The organism is Roseixanthobacter finlandensis, assembly GCF_043195105.2.
In the GTDB taxonomy this organism is placed as follows: Bacteria; Pseudomonadota; Alphaproteobacteria; order Rhizobiales; family Xanthobacteraceae; genus NCEH01.
Window position 1 is genome coordinate 2,642,733 of the sequence record NZ_CM195536.1, and the last position, 16,792, is coordinate 2,659,524.

Below are 16,792 nucleotides of genomic sequence, written 5' to 3' on the forward strand. Positions count from 1 at the left end.
CCAGGAGGAAACGGATGACGCCCAAGGGAAATGCCCCCGCATGGGGATTTGCCCCCACCCGACGCCAGGCGCTGCAGGTCGCGGCACTGTCGGCCTTTGCCGCCGTGCTCGCACCGCGCCTGTCGTTCGCGACCGAGGCGCAGGTCGCAGACGAGTTGAAGAAGCTGTTCGGAAGCAAGCCGATGGGCGAAGGCAAGGTCAAGCTGGACCTGCCCGAAATCGCCGAGAACGGCCTCGTCGTGCCGATCAATCTCGACGTCGACAGCCCCATGACCGATGCTGATTACGTCAAGAGCGTCCATGTATTCGCCGACGGCAACCCGCTGCCGCAGGTGGTGTCCTATCACTTCACGCCGGCCAGCGGCCGCGCCGCCGCCTCCGCCCGCATGCGCCTCGCCCAGACCCAGAATGTGATCGCCGTGGCGGAGATGTCGAACGGCACGCTCTACACGACAAAGGCGCAGGTGAAGGTGACCATCGGCGGCTGCGGCGGCTGATCCCTTCAGGCAATACGGCGGCGACGATACGGGAAGGACACATCATGGCGATCAAATCCGCACCTCGCGTGCGCGTTCCGGCGCAGGCGAAAGCCGGCGACATCATCGAGATCAAGACCCTCATCTCCCACGAGATGGAAAGCGGGCAGCGCAAGGATTCCGCCGGGAAACCCGTGCCGCGCGACATCATCAATACGTTCACGGCCGCGTTCAACGGCAAGAAATTCTTTCAGGCGGACTGGTTTCCCGCCATCTCGGCCAATCCCTACCAGTCGTTCTTCTTCAAGGCGAGCGAGAGCGGGGAATTCACCTTCACCTGGAAGGATGACGGCGGCGCCGAACAAAAGGCCACCGCCAAGCTGACCGTGGGCTGACGGCGCCCGTTCCCGCTCCGGGACGCGCGTGCGTCCCGCCTTTTCCGACGCGGCCCCGCATCCCTGAACCGGGAGGCGGAATGCCGTGCCATGTTCCGCAGGACGGTTGACGCTCATGATTTCGAGGCGCGATTTCCTCACCGCCGGCGTGGCCACAGCGGCCCTGCTCGCGGCCCACGGCCCCGCCGCTTTGGCGCAGGCGGTGCGCGGGCAGAAGCTGACGCAGGATGACCTGCTCCGGTTCGGCGCCCCCGGCACCGTGACCTTGCTCCATATGACCGATCTGCATGCGCAATTGATGCCGATCTATTTCCGCGAACCGTCGGTCAATCTCGGCGTCGGCGAGGCGAAAGGGCTACCGCCGCATCTGACCGAAGCAGCATTCCTCAAATACTTCAATATCCCCGCCGGGAGCGCCGATGCCTATGCGATGACCAGCGAGGACTTCGCCGCGCTCGCCAAGACCTATGGGCGCATGGGCGGCATGGACCGCATGGCGACCCTCATCAAGGCGATCCGCGGCGCGCGGGGCGACGACAAGGTGCTGCTGCTGGACGGCGGCGATGCCTTGCAAGGCAGCTGGACCTCGCTGCAGACCAAGGGCGAGGACATGGTCCGCGTCCTCTCGGCCCTCAAGCTCGACGCCCTGGTCGGCCATTTCGAATTCACCTACGGCACCGACCGGGTGCTGGAGATCAAGGAGAAGGCGCCGTTCGCCTTCCTCGCCCAGAACATCCGCAGCGTCGAATGGCAGGAGCCCGTGTTCGAGGCGCGCAAGATGTTCGAGAAGGGCGGCGCGAAGATCGCGGTGATCGGCCAGGCCTTTCCGCGCACCCCCATTTCCAACCCGCGCTGGATGATCCCGGACTGGGAGTTCGGCATCCGCGAGGAGGATATGCAGAAGCAGGTGGACGCCGCCCGTGCCGAGGGCGCGGACGTGGTGGTCCTGCTCTCCCACAACGGCTTCGACGTGGACCGCAAGATGGCGTCCCGCGTTTCCGGCATCGACGTCATCTTCACCGCCCATACCCATGATGCCATGCCGGCGTCGGTGATCGTCGGCAAGACCGTGCTGATCGCCACCGGCTCGCACGGCAAGTTCCTCTCGCGCCTCGACCTCGACGTGGCCGACAAGAAGGTCACGGGCTATCGCTTCCAGCTCATCCCGGTGTTCTCGGACGCCATCGCGCCCGACCCGGAGATGGCGAAGCTGGTGGCCGAGATCCGCGCGCCGTTCGAAAAGGACCTGTCGCGCGAGATCGGCCGGGCGGAGAGCATTCTCTACCGCCGGGGCAATTTCAACGGCACGCTGGACGACATGATCTGCGACGCCATGCTTCAGGAGCGCGATGTGGAGATCGCCCTCTCCCCCGGCTTCCGCTGGGGCGGGACGCTGCTGCCGGGCGATCCCATCACCTTCGACGCCATCGCCAACGCCACCGCCATCACCTATCCCGCGTGCTACCGCATGAACATGAGCGGCCAGCAGATCAAGGATGTGCTGGAAGATGTGGCGGACAACATCTTCCACCCCGATCCCTATTTCCAGGGCGGCGGCGACATGGTCCGCGTCGGCGGCATGGGCTATTCCATCGATGTGTCGAAAGGCGCGGGACAGCGCATTTCCGGCCTCACGCACCTGAAGACCGGGACGCCGATCGAGGCCGGAAAATCCTATTCGGTCGCCGGCTGGGCGAGCGTGAACCAGGGGGTCGAAGGTCCGCCGGTCTGGGAAATCGTGGAACGCTACGTGGCGCGCACCAAGGCCGTGCGGGTCGCGCCCAACACCTCCGTGAAGGTCACCGGCGCCTGAGAGGGATGCAGCGCCGGGCGCCGGGAAGTCTCAATCATATTCAAATCTACGAATTAAAGAATGTATCGGAGGACATGATGTCCGATCACACCGCCAAAGCCCCACCCGCCGCCTTCAACCGGCGCCGCTTCCTTTCGGCGGCGGGACTTGGGGCTGGCGCCATGGCGCTCAGCGCCAGCGCCGCCGGTGCCGGCGCAATCGCGGCCAAGGCCGCCGCCGCCGGCACGCCCGACCCCAATATCGTGCCGGTGCCGGACTGGACCAAGACACTGGGCCAAGGCGTCAATGTGAATCCCTATGGCAAGCCCTCCCCGTTCGAGAAGGACGTGGTGCGCCGGGAGGTGGAATGGCTGACAGCCAGCCGCGAAAGCTCGGTGAGCTTCACCCCGCTCTATGCGCTGGACGGCATCATCACGCCCAACGGCCTGTGCTTCGTGCGCCACCACGGCGGCGAAGCGGAGATTGATCCGGATAAGTATCGCTTCATGGTCCACGGCATGGTGGACAAGCCGCTGGTCTTCACGCTCGACGACATCAAGCGCATGCCGGGGCGGGTGAACCGCACCTATTTTCTGGAATGCGCCGCCAATTCCGGCATGGAATGGCGCGGGGCCCAGCTCAATGGCTGCCAGTTCACCCACGGCATGATCCACAATGTGATCTATACCGGCGTGCCGCTCAAAGCCTTCCTCGATGCGGCGGGCGTGAAGCCCAAGGGCAAATGGCTGCTTGCCGAGGGCGCGGATTCCGCCGCCATGACCCGCTCCATTCCCATGGAAAAGGCGATGAAGGATTGCCTGGTGGCCTTCGCCATGAACGGCGAGGCGCTGCGCCCCGAGCAGGGCTATCCGGTGCGCCTGGTGGTGCCGGGCTGGGAAGGCAATATGTGGATCAAATGGCTGCGCCGGATCGAGGTGGGCGACGAGCCCTGGGAGCAGCGTGAGGAGACCTCGAAATATACCGACCTGCTGGCCGACGGCCGCTCGCGCCGCTTCACCTTCGTGATGGACGCGAAATCCGTCATCACCAGCCCGAGCCCGCAGGCGCCGCTGCGCCACAAGGGCGCCAATGTGATTTCCGGCATCGCCTGGTCGGGGCGCGGCACCATCAAGCGGGTGGACGTCTCCCTCGACGGGGGGCGCAACTGGACCACGGCGCGCCTGGAGGGCGCCGCTTTGCCCATGTCCATGGCGCGCTTCTATCTGGATTTCGACTGGAACGGGCAGGAACTCATGGTCCAGTCGCGGGCCATGGACGAGACCGGCTATGTGCAGCCCACCAAGACCGCCCTGCGGGCGATCCGCGGCGAGAATTCCATCTATCATAACAATGGCATCCAGACGTGGCTGGTGCGGCCGAACGGGGAGACGGAAAATGTCGAAGTCGGCTGAAGCGCTCCTGTTCGCCATCGCGCTCGCCGCCCTCCCCGCGCTTCCCGCCTTGGCGGGCCCCGCCGGTGTCGGCCGGCCCGCCCTGCCGGAGGAGATTGCCGCCTGGGACATCGACGTGCGCCCCGATGGCCAGGGCCTGCCGCCCGGCAAGGGCTCGGTGAAGGAAGGCGAGGAAATTTTCCTGCAGAATTGCGCCGTGTGCCACGGCGAGTTCGGCGAGGGCGCCGGCCGCTGGCCCGTGCTGGCGGGCGGACAGGGCTCGCTCAAATCCGAGCGGCCGGAAAAAACCATCGGCTCCTTCTGGCCTTATGCCTCCACCGCCTATGATTACATCCATCGGGCCATGCCGTTCGGCAATGCCCAATCCCTGGAGCCGAACCAAGTCTATGCCATCGTCGCCTATCTCTTGAACCTGAACGACGTGGTTAAAGATGATTTCGTCCTGAGCCGGGAGAATTTCCCGAAGGTGACGCTGCCCAACGTGGGCGCCTTCTATGATGACGACCGCGAAACGGCCGAAAAAGCCTTCTGGAACGCCAATCCCTGCATGAAGGACTGCTCCGGCGAGGTGAAGGTGACCGGACACGCCCGCATTCTCAACGTGACGCCGAAGGAAGGCGAGGAACCGAAAGGCAATCTTGAGTGAACCAACGCCCGGCCCAGGCAAGGCGGGAGCACGCACGCACCCGGCAAGCGCGCACCCGACATGCACGGTGCGCGGGCTTGGCGGTGGCGATCCTCTGCGCCGGAGGCTGGCCGGCGCGGGCCGAGGGCGATCGCGAATATGGCGCCTATCTCGCGTCCCAATGCGTCACCTGCCATCAGGCGACAGGCAAGAGCGCCGGTGGCGTGCCGGCGATCGTCGGCTGGCCGCCGGACCAGTTCGCTGCCGTGATGACGTCCTACCGCCGCAAGGAGCGCGACAACGAGGTGATGCGCACCGTGGCGGCCGCCTTGTCGGATGAGGAGATCGCAGCGCTCGCCGCCTATTTCGGGGATTTGAAGGCCACAGGCGGGCCCTAAACACCGTCGCAAGATTCAACGAGGCGCCGGAACAGGTGCCCGTCATCAGGGGAGAAGCCCATGGCCATTTTCGATCGCCGCGCCTTTCTTGGAAGCCTGGCGCTTGCCGGGGCGGCGCCGGTGGCGGCCTCCGCCGCGCAAAGCCTGCAATTGAAGGACATCTCCAAGGAGGCGGACAGTGCCTGCCTCTATCATTGCGACTTCGGAGATCCGCCCCGATTCGTCCAGACCCTGACCAATATCTCCAACCATTATTCCGCGTACGGCGCGGACCCTTTCGCCATCCAGATCGCACTGGTGGCGCACGGACCGGGCGTGAAATTCTTTCTCGAATCCCTCGACGACACCACCTGGCGCGATGAAGTCATGGTGCCGCAGATCTTCGAGAAGGTGGAGAGCGTCGCGAAGAACGGGCTCAAGGTCTATCTGTGCTCGATCACCTTCGAACGCTTGAAGCTCAATCGCGACAAGGTCCGCAAGGCCGATTTCATCGCCTTCGTGCCCTCGGGCGTCGCCACCGTCGCCGCGCTCCAGAACAAGGGCTTCGCTTATATCAAGATCGGCTGAGCGCAACAGGCCGGCGCGGGAGGGATAAACCATGCCCATCAATCGCAGAGACTTCATGATCGGCTCGGGTGCGGCGGCGCTCGCCGTTCCGCTCGGCGCCCCCGCCGTGCTTGGCCAAGCCAAGCCCCGCCTCGTGGTGGTGGGCGGCGGCGCGGGCGGGGCAACGGCCGCGCGCTATGTGGCAAAGGACAGCGCCCGGGCGATCGAGGTGATCCTGGTGGAGCCAAGCCGCCAATATGTCACCTGCTTCCATTCGAACCTGTATCTCGGCGGCTACCGCACCTTCGATTCCCTCGTGCAGAGCTACGACAAGCTGGCGGCGCAGGGCGTGGCGCTGAACCACCAGGCCGCAACCGGCATCGATCGCGAGAAGAAGCAGGTACAGCTCGCCGACGGTTCAAGCCTCTCCTACGATCGCCTCATCCTCTCCCCCGGCATCGATCTGAACTATCAATCGGTGCCCGGCTGGAGCGAGGCTGCGGCCGAACTCATGCCCCATGCCTGGAAGGCCGGGCCGCAGACCAGATTGCTCAAGCAGAAGCTGGATGCGGTGCCCGACGGCGGACTGATCGTGATCATCGCCCCGCCCAATCCCTATCGCTGCCCGCCGGGGCCCTATGAGCGGGCCTCCATGATGGCTCATGTGCTGAAGACCACGGGGCGCGGCAAGGCCAAGATCATCATCGTCGATCCCAAGGAGAAGTTCTCCAAGATGGGCCTGTTCGAGGCCGGCTGGGAAAGCCACTATCCCGGCATGGTCGAATGGATCGCCCCCGCCATCAATGACGGGCTGAAGTCCGTGGATCCTGCCACCGGCACGGTCGTCACGGGCTTCGAAACCTATAAGAACGCGGCCCTGGTGAATGTCATTCCCGCCCAGATGGCCGGGCGCATCGCCCGCGACGCCGGGCTGGCCAATGCCACCGGCTATTGCCCGATCGATCCGCAGACCATGGCCTCGGCGATGGACGCCGCCATCTTCATCGTGGGGGATGCCGCCATTCCCGGCGACATGCCGAAATCCGCCTTCGCCGCCAACAGTCAGGCAAAGGTGGCGGCCATGGCGGTGCGCGCCCAATTGACCGGCGCCCGCGCCTTTCCCGCGCGCTATGCCAATACGTGCTGGAGCCTCATCGACACCGACGATGCGGTGAAGGTGGGCGGGCGCTATGCCCCGGCCGACGGCCGCATCAAGGAAATCGAGGGCTTCGTCTCCAAGACCGACGAAAGCGCCGACCTGCGCAAGCAGACCGAGGCCGAGAACATCGGCTGGTACGCCGCAATCACCGCCGACATCTTCGGATGATCGCCGCGTCTGTCTTTTAGCTGAAGCAGCCGCTCTTCCCTTGCTGCGTCACACGCGGCCACCACAATGATCGAGGTCATTCAAGATGCGCTTGACGTCTTCCGTTCTTCTGCTCTCCCTCGCCACGCTGAGCGCGGTGCCCGCCGTGGCGCAGGACATTTCCGCAGGCGAGCGGGTCTGGAACAAATGCCGTGCCTGCCATCAGGTGGGAGAGACTGCGAAGAATGCAGTCGGCCCAACGCTGAATGGCGTGTTCGGGCGCCCGGCGGGCACGGTTCCCGGCTATAATTATTCGCAAGCCAACAAGAATTCGGGGATCACCTGGGACGAGACGGTATTCGCCGAATATATCAAGGATCCGCGCGCGAAGATTCCTGGCACCAAGATGGCGTTCCCGGGTCTCAAGAACGAGCAGGAAATAAAGGATCTCACCGCGTTCCTGGCGCAATTCGGCGCCGACGGCAAGAAACAGTAAGGTTTGAAAGCTGGAGCGCGCGCCGGCTAATGGATCAACCGAAACGGATGGTATCCATCCGTTTCGAAAAGCTGATCCACCAGATAAAGAGCGCGATCCCCCCATATGGAACCACTTGGTGGTTCCATATGGGGGGCGAAGCGCACGCCGCCGCCCATCAGCCTTCGCAAGCGTCGGTCACACCCGCTCCGAACCCTGGGCTTGCGTCCCCTCCCCTGTCCTTTCACCTGCGCGCCTGCCGCCCCGCAGCACCACATAGATCGCCGGAATGACCAGCACTGTCAGCGCCGTGGACGAGGCAAGGCCGAACAGGAGGGAGATGGCGAGCCCCTGGAATATCGGGTCCGTCAGGATCACCGCGGCCCCGATCATCGCGGCGAGCGCGGTGAGGAGGATCGGCTTGAAACGTATGGCTCCGGCCTCCAGCAGCACATCCACCAGCGGCCGGTCAGGCGTGCGGGCATGGCGGATGAAATCCACCAGCAGGATCGAATTGCGCACGATGATGCCGGCGAGCGCGATGAAGCCGATCATCGAGGTTGCCGAGAACGGCGCCCCGAACATCCAATGGCCGAGCATGATGCCGATGAAGGTCAACGGGATCGGCGTCAGGATCACAAGCGGCACCTTGAAGGAGCCGAACTGGGCCACCACGAGAATATAGATGCCGAGGATCGCGACCCCGAACGCCGCCCCCATGTCGCGGAACGTGACCCAGGTCACCTCCCACTCGCCGTCCCACAGCAGCGTCGGATGGCTCTCGTCCTCGGGCTGGCCGTGGAGCGCGATCACGGGTTTCGGCACATCTCCCCAGTCCGCCTTTTCGATGGCGTCCGCCACCGCCATCATGCCGTAGACCGGCGCCTCGAACTGGCCGGCGAGTTCGCCCGTGACCATTTCGGCGGCGCGCCCATTGTGACGGAAGATCGGGAAGGACGCCGGCTCGCGCGTCACGGTCACCACATCGCCGAGTTCCACGACCCCGCGGGCCCCGGGCAGCGCATTGGCCGGCACCGGAGTGGTGAGCGTGCGTTCGTTCACAACCTCGGCGCTCTTGGGCAAGGCGATGCGGATCGGGATCGGCTGGCGGCCACCGCCGCGATGCGAATAGCCCACCGTCGAGCCGGCATAGAAGGCGCGGATGGCATCGTACACATCGCCCTGCTCGACCTTGTAATATTCGAGATTGTCCTGGTCGATGGCGATGCGCACGCGCTCGGGCTGGATGCCGTAGCTGTCGTCTACATCGACGATGAAAGGCACGCTCTCGAACGTCTCCCGCACCTTGGCCGCCACCGCGCGCCGGGTGGCGGGGTCTGGGCCGTAGATCTCCGCGAGCAGGGTTCCGAGCACCGGCGGCCCCGGCGGCGGCTCCACCACCTTCACCGCCGTGCCCGCCGGCAGATCGAGCCCTCGCAGGCGCTCGCGGATGTCGAGGGCGATGGCATGGCTCGGCCGGTCCCGCTCGCCCTTGGGCAGCAAGTTCACGGTGACATCGCCCTGCTGCGGCTGGGAGCGCAGATAATAGTGCCGCACCAAGCCGTTGAAATTGAACGGCGCGGACGTTCCCGCATAGGTCTGGAACGAGATCGTCTCCGGAATCGGGGCGAGGCGGTCGACGATCGCCTGAAGGGCGCGGTTGGTGTCCTCCACCGACGACCCTTTCGGCAGGTCGACCACCACCTGGAGCTCGGTCTTGTTGTCGAACGGCAGCAGTTTCACCGTGACGTGCTTGGTATAGATCAGCCCCAGCGAGGCCAGCGTGGCGAAACCGACCAGCAGAAGGAAGGTCCAGGACCGGGCCTTGGTCTTGAGGATCGGCGCCGCCACCGCCACATAGGCCCGCCCGAGCCAGCCCCCGTGGGCGGCATCATGCCCATGGGCCGCCGCATCGCCCTTGCGGCCCAGCTTCATCATGAGCCACGGCGTCAGCACCACGGCGACGAAGAAGGAGAACAGCATCGCCGCCGAGGCATTGGCGGGGATCGGGCTCATATAGGGCCCCATCATGCCGGAGACGAACAGCATGGGCAGCAGGGCCGCCACCACCGTCAGCGTCGCGACGATGGTGGGATTACCGACCTCCGCCACCGCTTCGATCGCCGCCTGCTCCCGCGCCCGGCCGTCCCGCATGGCCCAATGGCGAGCGATATTCTCGATCACCACGATGGCGTCGTCCACCAGGATGCCGATCGAGAAAATAAGCGCGAACAGGCTGACGCGGTTGAGCGTGTAGCCCATGAGCCGCGAGGCAAAAAGCGTGAGCAGGATGGTGGTGGGGATCACCACCGCCACCACCAGCGCCTCCCGCCGGCCGATGGCGAACGCAACCAGCACTACGATTGAAACCGTGGCAAGCCCCAGATGGAACAGGAGTTCGTTCGCCTTTTCGTTGGCGCTCTCGCCGTAATTGCGGGTGACCGTCAGTTCGACATCCTGCGGCAGGATTTGCCCGCGCACCTGTTCCAGGCGACGGGCGACCGCATCCGAGATGACGACCGCATTGGTCCCCGGCCGCTTGGCGATCGCGAGCGACACAGCGGGCACGCGTTCGAGGCCGGCCGAGCTCCTGCGCACGTCGGTCACGCGCGCCTCGTTGGGCTCGGTCGCGAGCACGATGTTGGCGACATCGCGCACATAGACCGGGCGGCCGTCGCGGGCGGTGAGGAACAGATTTCCGATTTCGGGCGCCGTCTGCAGCGTCTGGCCGGCGAGCAGTGTGCGCTGCTGGCCCTGTTCGCGCACCTTGCCGATCTGGAACGAACGGTTCGCACCCTCGATCTTCGCCGAAAGCTGCTGAAGCGTGATGCCGTAGAGCGAGAGCTTTTCCGGGTCCGGCTCGACCCGGATCTCCTCCGGCTGCTCGCCGACGATATAGGTCAGGCCGATATCCGGCAGCTTGGCCACTTCCACCTGAAGCTCGCGGGCAAGACGGGTCAGCCCGTTCGCGGTCCAGCGTACGGCGGCAGCCGGCGCGGGGGCCAGCGTCACAACCACGATGGCCACGTCGTCGATGCCGCGTCCCACGATCAGGGGCTCGGGAATGCCGACCGGAATGCGGTCCAGATTCGCCCGCACCTTGTCATGCACGCGCAGGATCGCGGCATCGGAGCTGGTGCCGACGAGGAAGCGCGCGGTGACGACGACGCCGTCATCCTCGGTCTGGGAATAGACGTGCTCGACGCCGTCGATGCTCTTGACGATGGTTTCCAGCGGCTCGGTGACGAGCTTGACCGCATCCTCCGCCTTGAGGCCGTTGGCCTCGACGCGGATGTCGACCATCGGCACCGAAATTTGCGGCTCCTCCTCGCGCGGCAGCGTGACGAGGGCGACGATGCCGAGCGCAAAGGCGGCAAGCAGGAACAGGGGCGTGAGCGGCGAGCCGATGAAGGCGCGTGTCAGGTTTCCGGCGATCCCGAGCTTCATTTCGCACGTCCCGGCAGGACGACGCGGTCGCCGTCCTTGAGCCCCGTCAGGATTTCCACCCGCGTCCCGCCATTGTCCGGGAACGTCTCGCCGAGGATCACCGCCACGTCGAGCGGGCCATCGGGCGCCGTGATGCGGACATAGTCGATGCCGTGGCGCGTCGTGACCGCCTCGGAGGGAACGGCGATGACCGTCCGCTTGCCGACCGGGATCCAGACCAGGGTACGCTCATTCACGAAATAGTCGCCCAGCCCCGCCACCTCCACGTCGGCGATGACACGGCCGTCCGATATCTCCGGATAGATCTTGACGATCCGGCCCGGCCGCGCGGTCGCCATGTCGCCGCTCTTGGCGGGCGAGAGGCCGCGCTGTCCAATAAGAACGGTGTCGCCTTCCTTGATTTCCGCGGCGTGGCGTTCCGGTAGGGACAGGCGCAAATAATACTGCCCGCTTGCAATGCGGGCGACTTCCTCGCCCGCAAGGATGACCGACCCGAGCGTTACCGGCACTGTCAGAACCCGTCCGGTCGCCGGCGCGAGAATGGCCCCCTCGGTGGCTCTTTGCGCGATAACCGCCTTATCGGCCTCGGCGGCGGCGACCTGATTGGCGACCACGTCGAATTGGGTCTGCATCTGGTCAAGCCGGCTCTGGCTGACAGCACCGCGCGCAAGAAGCTGCTGGTTCCGGTCCAGTTCGCTGCGGGCGTTGGTCAGCTGGGACCTGAGTTCCTTGATCTTCGCTTCGGCGGCGTTGAGCTCGAGGGCGAGCTTGTCGTCCACCACCAGCGCGATGGTTTCTCCCTCCTTGACCTCACTGCCTTCGGTGACGCCGATCTGGCGGATCGTGCCGCCGATGCGCGCGCGCGCCGGCACGACAGTGCGGCTTTCCACCTGGCCGAACACCGCCTTCAGTTCCGGGACCGAAATCGCCTTGACGGTCAGTTCCGCGTCCGTGGATGCGGCGCAAGCTTGCCCGCCTGCCCCGCTTGTGGCGAGAAGCAAGGCCAGCACAAAGGCGGGAACGTGGACTTTGGTTCGGGGCATGAAAGGCTCGGAGAATGAGGGGGCAAGCTGGAGCTTCGGCACGGTCGGCGTACGTCTGCCGCCGGCCGGAGGATGGCTGCGTGTGGGTCCTGGCTCGTCTATTCGAAAGCGACGCCCGGCTTGCAGCCCAGTTTCTTGAAGATGAGGGCGGCCGGACAGAAGCCGGTTACCGACGCCTGAATCAGGTTCAGCCCGACGAAGGCGGTCAAGAAATACCAATAGGGCGACACGTAGAAACCGAGCGCCAGAGAGACAAGGACCATAAGCCCGGCAAACATGAGGACGGCGCGATCGACGGTCATTTCGACATACTCCTTTGATTTTGCGGTGATATTTATTTTGCGGTATCGAGCCGGACGTCCTTCAATTTTTTGATGCCGAGAAGGTCGAGCGCCATATTCTCGTAGAATGTCTCCGACTTCCCGGTCCGGATCTTGTGCAGGAAATACCGCTCGAAGCCGATCTTGGCCGCGTGCACCCATTTGCCCTGGGCCGACCAATTGACATTGCGTGGCGGGATTTGAGGCTGCGCGACGAAGGCGATGCCGCCGTCGCCGAAATCGGCCAGACACACCGCATTCCAGCTTGCGACGGCATGCGGTTCCTGTCCGTGAAGCAGAGCACTGATATTTTGGGCCGTCGCGGTGGCCATGGATTCGATCATGAAGCCGGTCTTGGGAACGCCCACGGGAAGCGGCGTCTTGCCGACGGGTGGAATGGCGACACCGACACCGATGGCAAAGATATTGGGGTAGGCCGGATTGCGCTGATGCTTGTCGATCAAGACAAATCCGCGCGGATTGGTGAGGTTTTCGATGCCGCGCACCGCCAACACGCCGCGGAAGGCCGGCAGCATCATGGAAAAGGCGAAGGGCAGTTCATGCGCCGTCTTGAGCGAACCGTCCTCGTTCACCTCCTCGACGAACATGCGGCCCGGTTCCACCTTCGCCACCCGAGCATTGGTGATCCATTTGATGTGGTGTTCGCGCATGGCGCTCTCAAGCAACCCCTTCGTGTCGCCGACGCCGTCGAGCCCGAGATGGCCGATATAGGGTTCCGGCGTCACGAAGGTCATGGGCACGCGGTCGCGCTTCTTGGCCTGACGCAAGGCGGCATCGAGAATGAAGGCGAACTCGTAGGCCGGGCCGAAGCATGATGCGCCCTGCACCGCCCCGACCACGACCGGACCCGGATCGGCCAGCAGCGCATCGAATGCCCGCTTGGCCTCAAGCGCATGGTCCACGTGACAGACCGAATGCGTATAGCCGGACGGGCCGAGCCCGGGAACCTCGTCGAAAGCGAGATCTGGGCCGGTGGCCAGGATGAGATAATCGTAGGCCAGGAACGTGCCGTCGTTGAGCTCGACCTGATTTTGCTCCGGATGCACGCGCTTCGCCCCTTCCGGCTTCAGGCTGATGCCGCGCGTCGCAAAGATGTTGGTCAGATCGACCGTGATGTCCTGCCGCTCGCGCCAGCCGACGGCGACCCAGGGGTTGGACGGCACGAAAGAATAAGTCGTGCCAAGATTGACGACGGTGATCTTGTCACCCGGACCCGCCAGATCTTTCATTTCATAGGCCATGATGACCCCGCCAAGACCTGCGCCGAGCACAACGATATGCGACATGGACTTTCCTCCTTGGGATCCGGCCGTTTCCCAGCCGGTTTTTGAGTCTTTGTCAGAGCCGCTTCGCGCGATTATTTTTGATCCTGGCCAAGTTTCTTTATTTTCGCAGGATGCCGCGTGCAAGCGTTTGATCGGGCTCAATGAAATCCAAATGAAAATCACAACGCTCCGATCAGGTTCTTCAAATAGATGCGGCCATTGTCTTCCGGCCAGGCCGGCCGCCGCCGCGCATGTTCACTTGCAGCGCATGAAAAAAGCCGTGGCATCGGCAATTGCGCTTTTGCATCATCGTCTCCACTCGTGTGGCCTACCCTGTATCGTCGGCGGAGCCTCCGGTCCGAAGCCGTTGGCATTGTCGGTTGCAGATAACATTCAAGGATATTAAATTCAAGATCATGAATGTCATGGAAATGATCCCCGCCGCGGAAAAGGCCGCCGAGCTGATGCGCAGCTTGTCGCATCCGCAACGCCTTCTGGTGCTTTGCGCTTTGGGGAAGGAAGAGAAATCGGTCGCTCAGCTTCGTCAGGAGCTGGGGATTGAGCAGGTTCCCATGTCGCAACAATTGATGCGACTCAGGGCGGATGCGCTAGTGGAGGCGCGCCGGGAGGGCACGACCCATTATTACCGCATCAGCCGGCCGGAGGTTCTCGTCGTGGTGGAGGCTCTGCACGCCGCCTTCTGCGCCGTACCCAAAGGGGCGGGCCGGCCGCGACCCGGCTCCGAGAAAAAGGCCGCGACATGAAAAATCGCCATTTCTTCGGGTCATCGGTGGGCTGCGCCGGATTGCCAGCGGGTCGAAGGTGACGTGGCGCGACGAGGCTTTAGCCTAACCCACATCCGACCACCTGAAGCCCGCTTACAGCCGATCCAGGTGGGTACCGCTGCGTGAGCGCCCGATCTCAATGCCCATGGTCCAGGTGGGTCCAGCCCGCGATCAATAAGCCGCGGCAGAATTCGGGCGACATCCGGAGATCGCCGTCGCGGTCATCGCGGGACCGACATCCGCATGGAGCGCGCATACGCGTACTGATGCGACGCTGGAACGTCTCGCTGATGTACTGTCCCTTCCGGCGGCCGCGACCTTCCAGGAGCCGGATTTTAGTTTAGTGATGGTGGCTAAATCCGTGTGCGCTCCGTGTTATCAAAGAGTTACAAGATGTTCGTGTGCAGTTTTTGTGCACGCGGCAACCACCCTGCCCTGGCGCCGCACCGGCCCATGGCTCGCATGGACGCACCATCCAAAGCGGCATCGCAGGCATAATCAACCAGGTCAGCAGCATGAACGGGTTCGCGTGGAGGGCCACAGCTGGTGCTGGAGCGGAGCACCTGTTCAGGGTGACGGGTCGGCGGGCGCGCCAACATCCCAACCCTGGGCGCGGGCCGAGACGAACGCATGGAGGTAGATCAGGGGCACCACCGAGAAGAAGCGTCCGATGGTGGGCGGCTTGTCGCGCGCGACGGCGGTGATGCCCTGCACGAAGTCGAAGATGCTCTCGGGCTTGCGCCCTTCCTCGGCCAGCACAGTGTCTATGATCCTGGCCGTCTCGGCCTTGGAGAAGCCCCGGTTGCGCAGGAAGTCGCTGCGATCCTCGTCGGTGCGCGCGACGATCTTGTCCCGCGCGGCGCTGGTGCCGTTGGCGAAGGGCATGGGCGAGGAATTGGCGAAGCGGATCAGGGCCCGTGCCGCCTCATGGGCGAAGCGGGAGGCGGCGTATTTGGAGTGGCGGATGGTGATCCCTGGAAGTCCTCGACGCCCCAGAGATTGCGGTTCTGGCACACGGCACGCAGATAGAAACTCGCGATGCCGAGCGTCTTGGCGCCCACCTCCGAATTCCAGCAATAGAAGCCACGAAAATAGAGGTCCGGCGAGCCGTCGGGCAAACGCCCGGCCTCGATCGGGTTCAGGTCGCCGACCAGGAACAGGAACACGTCGCGCGACCTGCGCGTGACGCCGGGTTCCTGGCGACCGATGCGGCGCTCCGTGTCGAGCGCCCATGCCTCGGCATCCTTGCGGCGCAGGAACGTCTCGTTGACGTATTGCCCCTTTCCTGCCGACCGGGACTCTCCAGGCGCCCGATTTTGGTTTAGGGAAGACGGCCAATCCGCCGGCCGCATGTGCAGCCGTGTCGGAAATGCCGGAAATGGTGCGCCGCGTGGGGTAAAATCGCCTGTGAGCGCCGGCCATCAACGTTCTAAAATTACGAAATACTATGACATATCAATCATTTATATTTTCCGTAGCCCCTATGATGGATTGGACGGATCGCCATTGCCGGGCGTTCCATCGCACCCTGTCGGCGCGCGCGCTGCTCTATACGGAAATGGTCACGGCCCCGGCGGTGCTTCATGGCGACCGGGAGCGGCTGCTGGGGTATGCGCCGGTCGAGCACCCGGTCGCGGTGCAGCTCGGCGGCAGCGATCCCGCGCAATTGGCGCAGGCCGCGCGCATCTGCGCGGATTTCGGCTATGACGAGATCAATCTCAACGTGGGTTGCCCCTCGGGCCGGGTGCAGGGCGGTAATTTCGGCGCCTGCCTCATGCGCGAGCCGGAGCTGGTCGCGCGCTGCGTTGCCGCCATCAAGGCCGAGGTCGCCGTCCCGGTGACCGTCAAGTGCCGCATCGGCGTGGATGACCAGGACCCGGAAATCGCCCTGGACGCCCTGGCCGATGCCGTGATCGCGGCAGGCGCGGACGCGCTCATCGTCCATGCCCGCAAGGCGTGGCTACAAGGGCTCTCGCCGCGCGAGAACCGCGACATTCCCCCGCTCGACTATGACCGCGTGCGCCGCCTGAAGGCGCGCCTGCCCCATGTTCCCATCGCCCTGAACGGCGGCCTTTCGACGCTGGAGCAGGCCCAGGCCGAAAGCGCGGGGCTCGACGGGGTGATGCTCGGCCGCGCGGCCTATCAAAATCCGGAACTGCTGCTTGGGGTCGATCCGCTGTTTTATGGCGATGCGCCCCCGCACGCCGACGCCTTCGCGGCGGTGGATGCCTTCGAGCCTTATATCGCCGCCCATCTGGAAGCCGGCGGGCGCCTGCACGACATCACCCGCCACATGCTCGGCCTGTTCACCGGCAAGCCCGGTGCCCGCACCTTCCGCCGTCGGCTGTCCACCGAGGGGATCGCGCCCGGCGCCGGGCTGGAGGTGCTGCGCGCCGCGCTCAACGACGTACGTCGCGCGCCGCGCAGCGCTGCCGCCTGACATCTGGACAGGACCGTCGGTTCGGGCGCAGTTTGGCGCCCCATCC

General features: G+C 64.6%; 15 protein-coding genes and 1 pseudogene. 11 read left to right on the forward strand and 5 right to left on the reverse strand.

What is annotated here, in order from left to right; genetic code table 11:
• Window positions 1-14 precede the first annotated feature (14 nt).
• The 9 genes from soxY to V5G24_RS12380 all read left to right on the forward strand — a co-directional run bounded on the left by soxY (window position 15) and on the right by V5G24_RS12380 (window position 7,446).
• Complete coding sequence (gene soxY / locus V5G24_RS12340) at window positions 15-497, forward strand: thiosulfate oxidation carrier protein SoxY (RefSeq protein ID WP_394082287.1); 483 nt, start codon at window positions 15-17, stop codon at window positions 495-497.
• Window positions 498-541: 44 nt separating this feature from the next.
• Window positions 542-871, forward strand: a complete 330-nt coding sequence (gene soxZ / locus V5G24_RS12345) for a thiosulfate oxidation carrier complex protein SoxZ (RefSeq protein WP_394082285.1) — start codon at window positions 542-544, stop codon at window positions 869-871.
• A gap of 115 nt (window positions 872-986) precedes the next feature.
• Window positions 987-2,684 carry a thiosulfohydrolase SoxB gene (gene soxB / locus V5G24_RS12350; protein WP_394082283.1) on the forward strand — a complete coding sequence of 566 codons (1,698 nt, stop codon included), beginning with the start codon at window positions 987-989 and terminating at the stop codon, window positions 2,682-2,684.
• A 77-nt stretch (window positions 2,685-2,761) separates the two neighbouring features.
• Window positions 2,762-4,075, forward strand: coding sequence for a sulfite dehydrogenase (gene soxC / locus V5G24_RS12355; protein WP_394083068.1), 1,314 nt, complete (start codon window positions 2,762-2,764; stop codon window positions 4,073-4,075).
• Window positions 4,059-4,721 carry a c-type cytochrome gene (locus tag V5G24_RS12360; protein WP_394082281.1) on the forward strand — a complete coding sequence of 221 codons (663 nt, stop codon included), beginning with the start codon at window positions 4,059-4,061 and terminating at the stop codon, window positions 4,719-4,721. The genes soxC and V5G24_RS12360 overlap by 17 nt, the downstream gene beginning before the upstream one ends.
• 83 nt (window positions 4,722-4,804) lie before the next feature.
• On the forward strand, window positions 4,805-5,098 hold the full coding sequence (locus V5G24_RS12365; RefSeq protein WP_394083066.1) for a c-type cytochrome: 294 nt from the start codon (window positions 4,805-4,807) through the stop codon (window positions 5,096-5,098).
• A 60-nt stretch (window positions 5,099-5,158) separates the two neighbouring features.
• Window positions 5,159-5,665, forward strand: a complete 507-nt coding sequence (locus V5G24_RS12370; protein ID WP_394082279.1) for a DsrE family protein — start codon at window positions 5,159-5,161, stop codon at window positions 5,663-5,665.
• Window positions 5,666-5,696: 31 nt separating this feature from the next.
• Complete coding sequence (locus V5G24_RS12375) at window positions 5,697-6,971, forward strand: FCSD flavin-binding domain-containing protein (RefSeq protein ID WP_394082277.1); 1,275 nt, start codon at window positions 5,697-5,699, stop codon at window positions 6,969-6,971.
• Window positions 6,972-7,056: 85 nt separating this feature from the next.
• Window positions 7,057-7,446, forward strand: a complete 390-nt coding sequence (locus tag V5G24_RS12380; RefSeq protein WP_394082275.1) for a c-type cytochrome — start codon at window positions 7,057-7,059, stop codon at window positions 7,444-7,446.
• A gap of 177 nt (window positions 7,447-7,623) precedes the next feature.
• Here V5G24_RS12380 and V5G24_RS12385 read toward each other — a convergent pair whose 3' ends face one another.
• The 4 genes from V5G24_RS12385 to V5G24_RS12400 form a co-directional block, all read right to left on the reverse strand.
• The gene (locus V5G24_RS12385) at window positions 7,624-10,872 is read right to left on the reverse strand and encodes an efflux RND transporter permease subunit (protein WP_394082273.1); all 3,249 of its coding nucleotides are present in this window, start codon (window positions 10,870-10,872) and stop codon (window positions 7,624-7,626) included.
• Window positions 10,869-11,915 (reverse strand): efflux RND transporter periplasmic adaptor subunit, encoded by a 1,047-nt coding sequence (locus tag V5G24_RS12390; protein WP_394082271.1) that lies wholly within the window; start codon window positions 11,913-11,915, stop codon window positions 10,869-10,871. Before V5G24_RS12390 ends, V5G24_RS12385 begins: the two co-directional genes overlap by 4 nt.
• Window positions 11,916-12,013: 98 nt before the next feature.
• Window positions 12,014-12,217: a YgaP family membrane protein gene (locus V5G24_RS12395; protein ID WP_394082269.1), complete on the reverse strand. Its 204-nt coding sequence runs from the start codon at window positions 12,215-12,217 to the stop codon at window positions 12,014-12,016.
• Between the two features lie 32 nt (window positions 12,218-12,249).
• A complete protein-coding gene (locus tag V5G24_RS12400; RefSeq protein ID WP_394083064.1) occupies window positions 12,250-13,542 on the reverse strand; it encodes an NAD(P)/FAD-dependent oxidoreductase in 1,293 nt (430 codons plus the stop codon).
• 395 nt (window positions 13,543-13,937) lie between these two features.
• Here V5G24_RS12400 and V5G24_RS12405 point away from each other — a divergent pair, with 395 nt between their 5' ends.
• Window positions 13,938-14,285 (forward strand): ArsR/SmtB family transcription factor, encoded by a 348-nt coding sequence (locus V5G24_RS12405; protein WP_394082267.1) that lies wholly within the window; start codon window positions 13,938-13,940, stop codon window positions 14,283-14,285.
• A gap of 588 nt (window positions 14,286-14,873) precedes the next feature.
• Here V5G24_RS12405 and V5G24_RS12410 read toward each other — a convergent pair.
• Window positions 14,874-15,478 (reverse strand): annotated as a pseudogene (locus V5G24_RS12410) (hypothetical protein); the annotation flags it as partial.
• Between the two features lie 311 nt (window positions 15,479-15,789).
• Here V5G24_RS12410 and dusA point away from each other — a divergent pair.
• Window positions 15,790-16,746 (forward strand): tRNA dihydrouridine(20/20a) synthase DusA, encoded by a 957-nt coding sequence (gene dusA, locus V5G24_RS12415; protein WP_509292313.1) that lies wholly within the window; start codon window positions 15,790-15,792, stop codon window positions 16,744-16,746.
• Window positions 16,747-16,792: the final 46 nt, after the last annotated feature.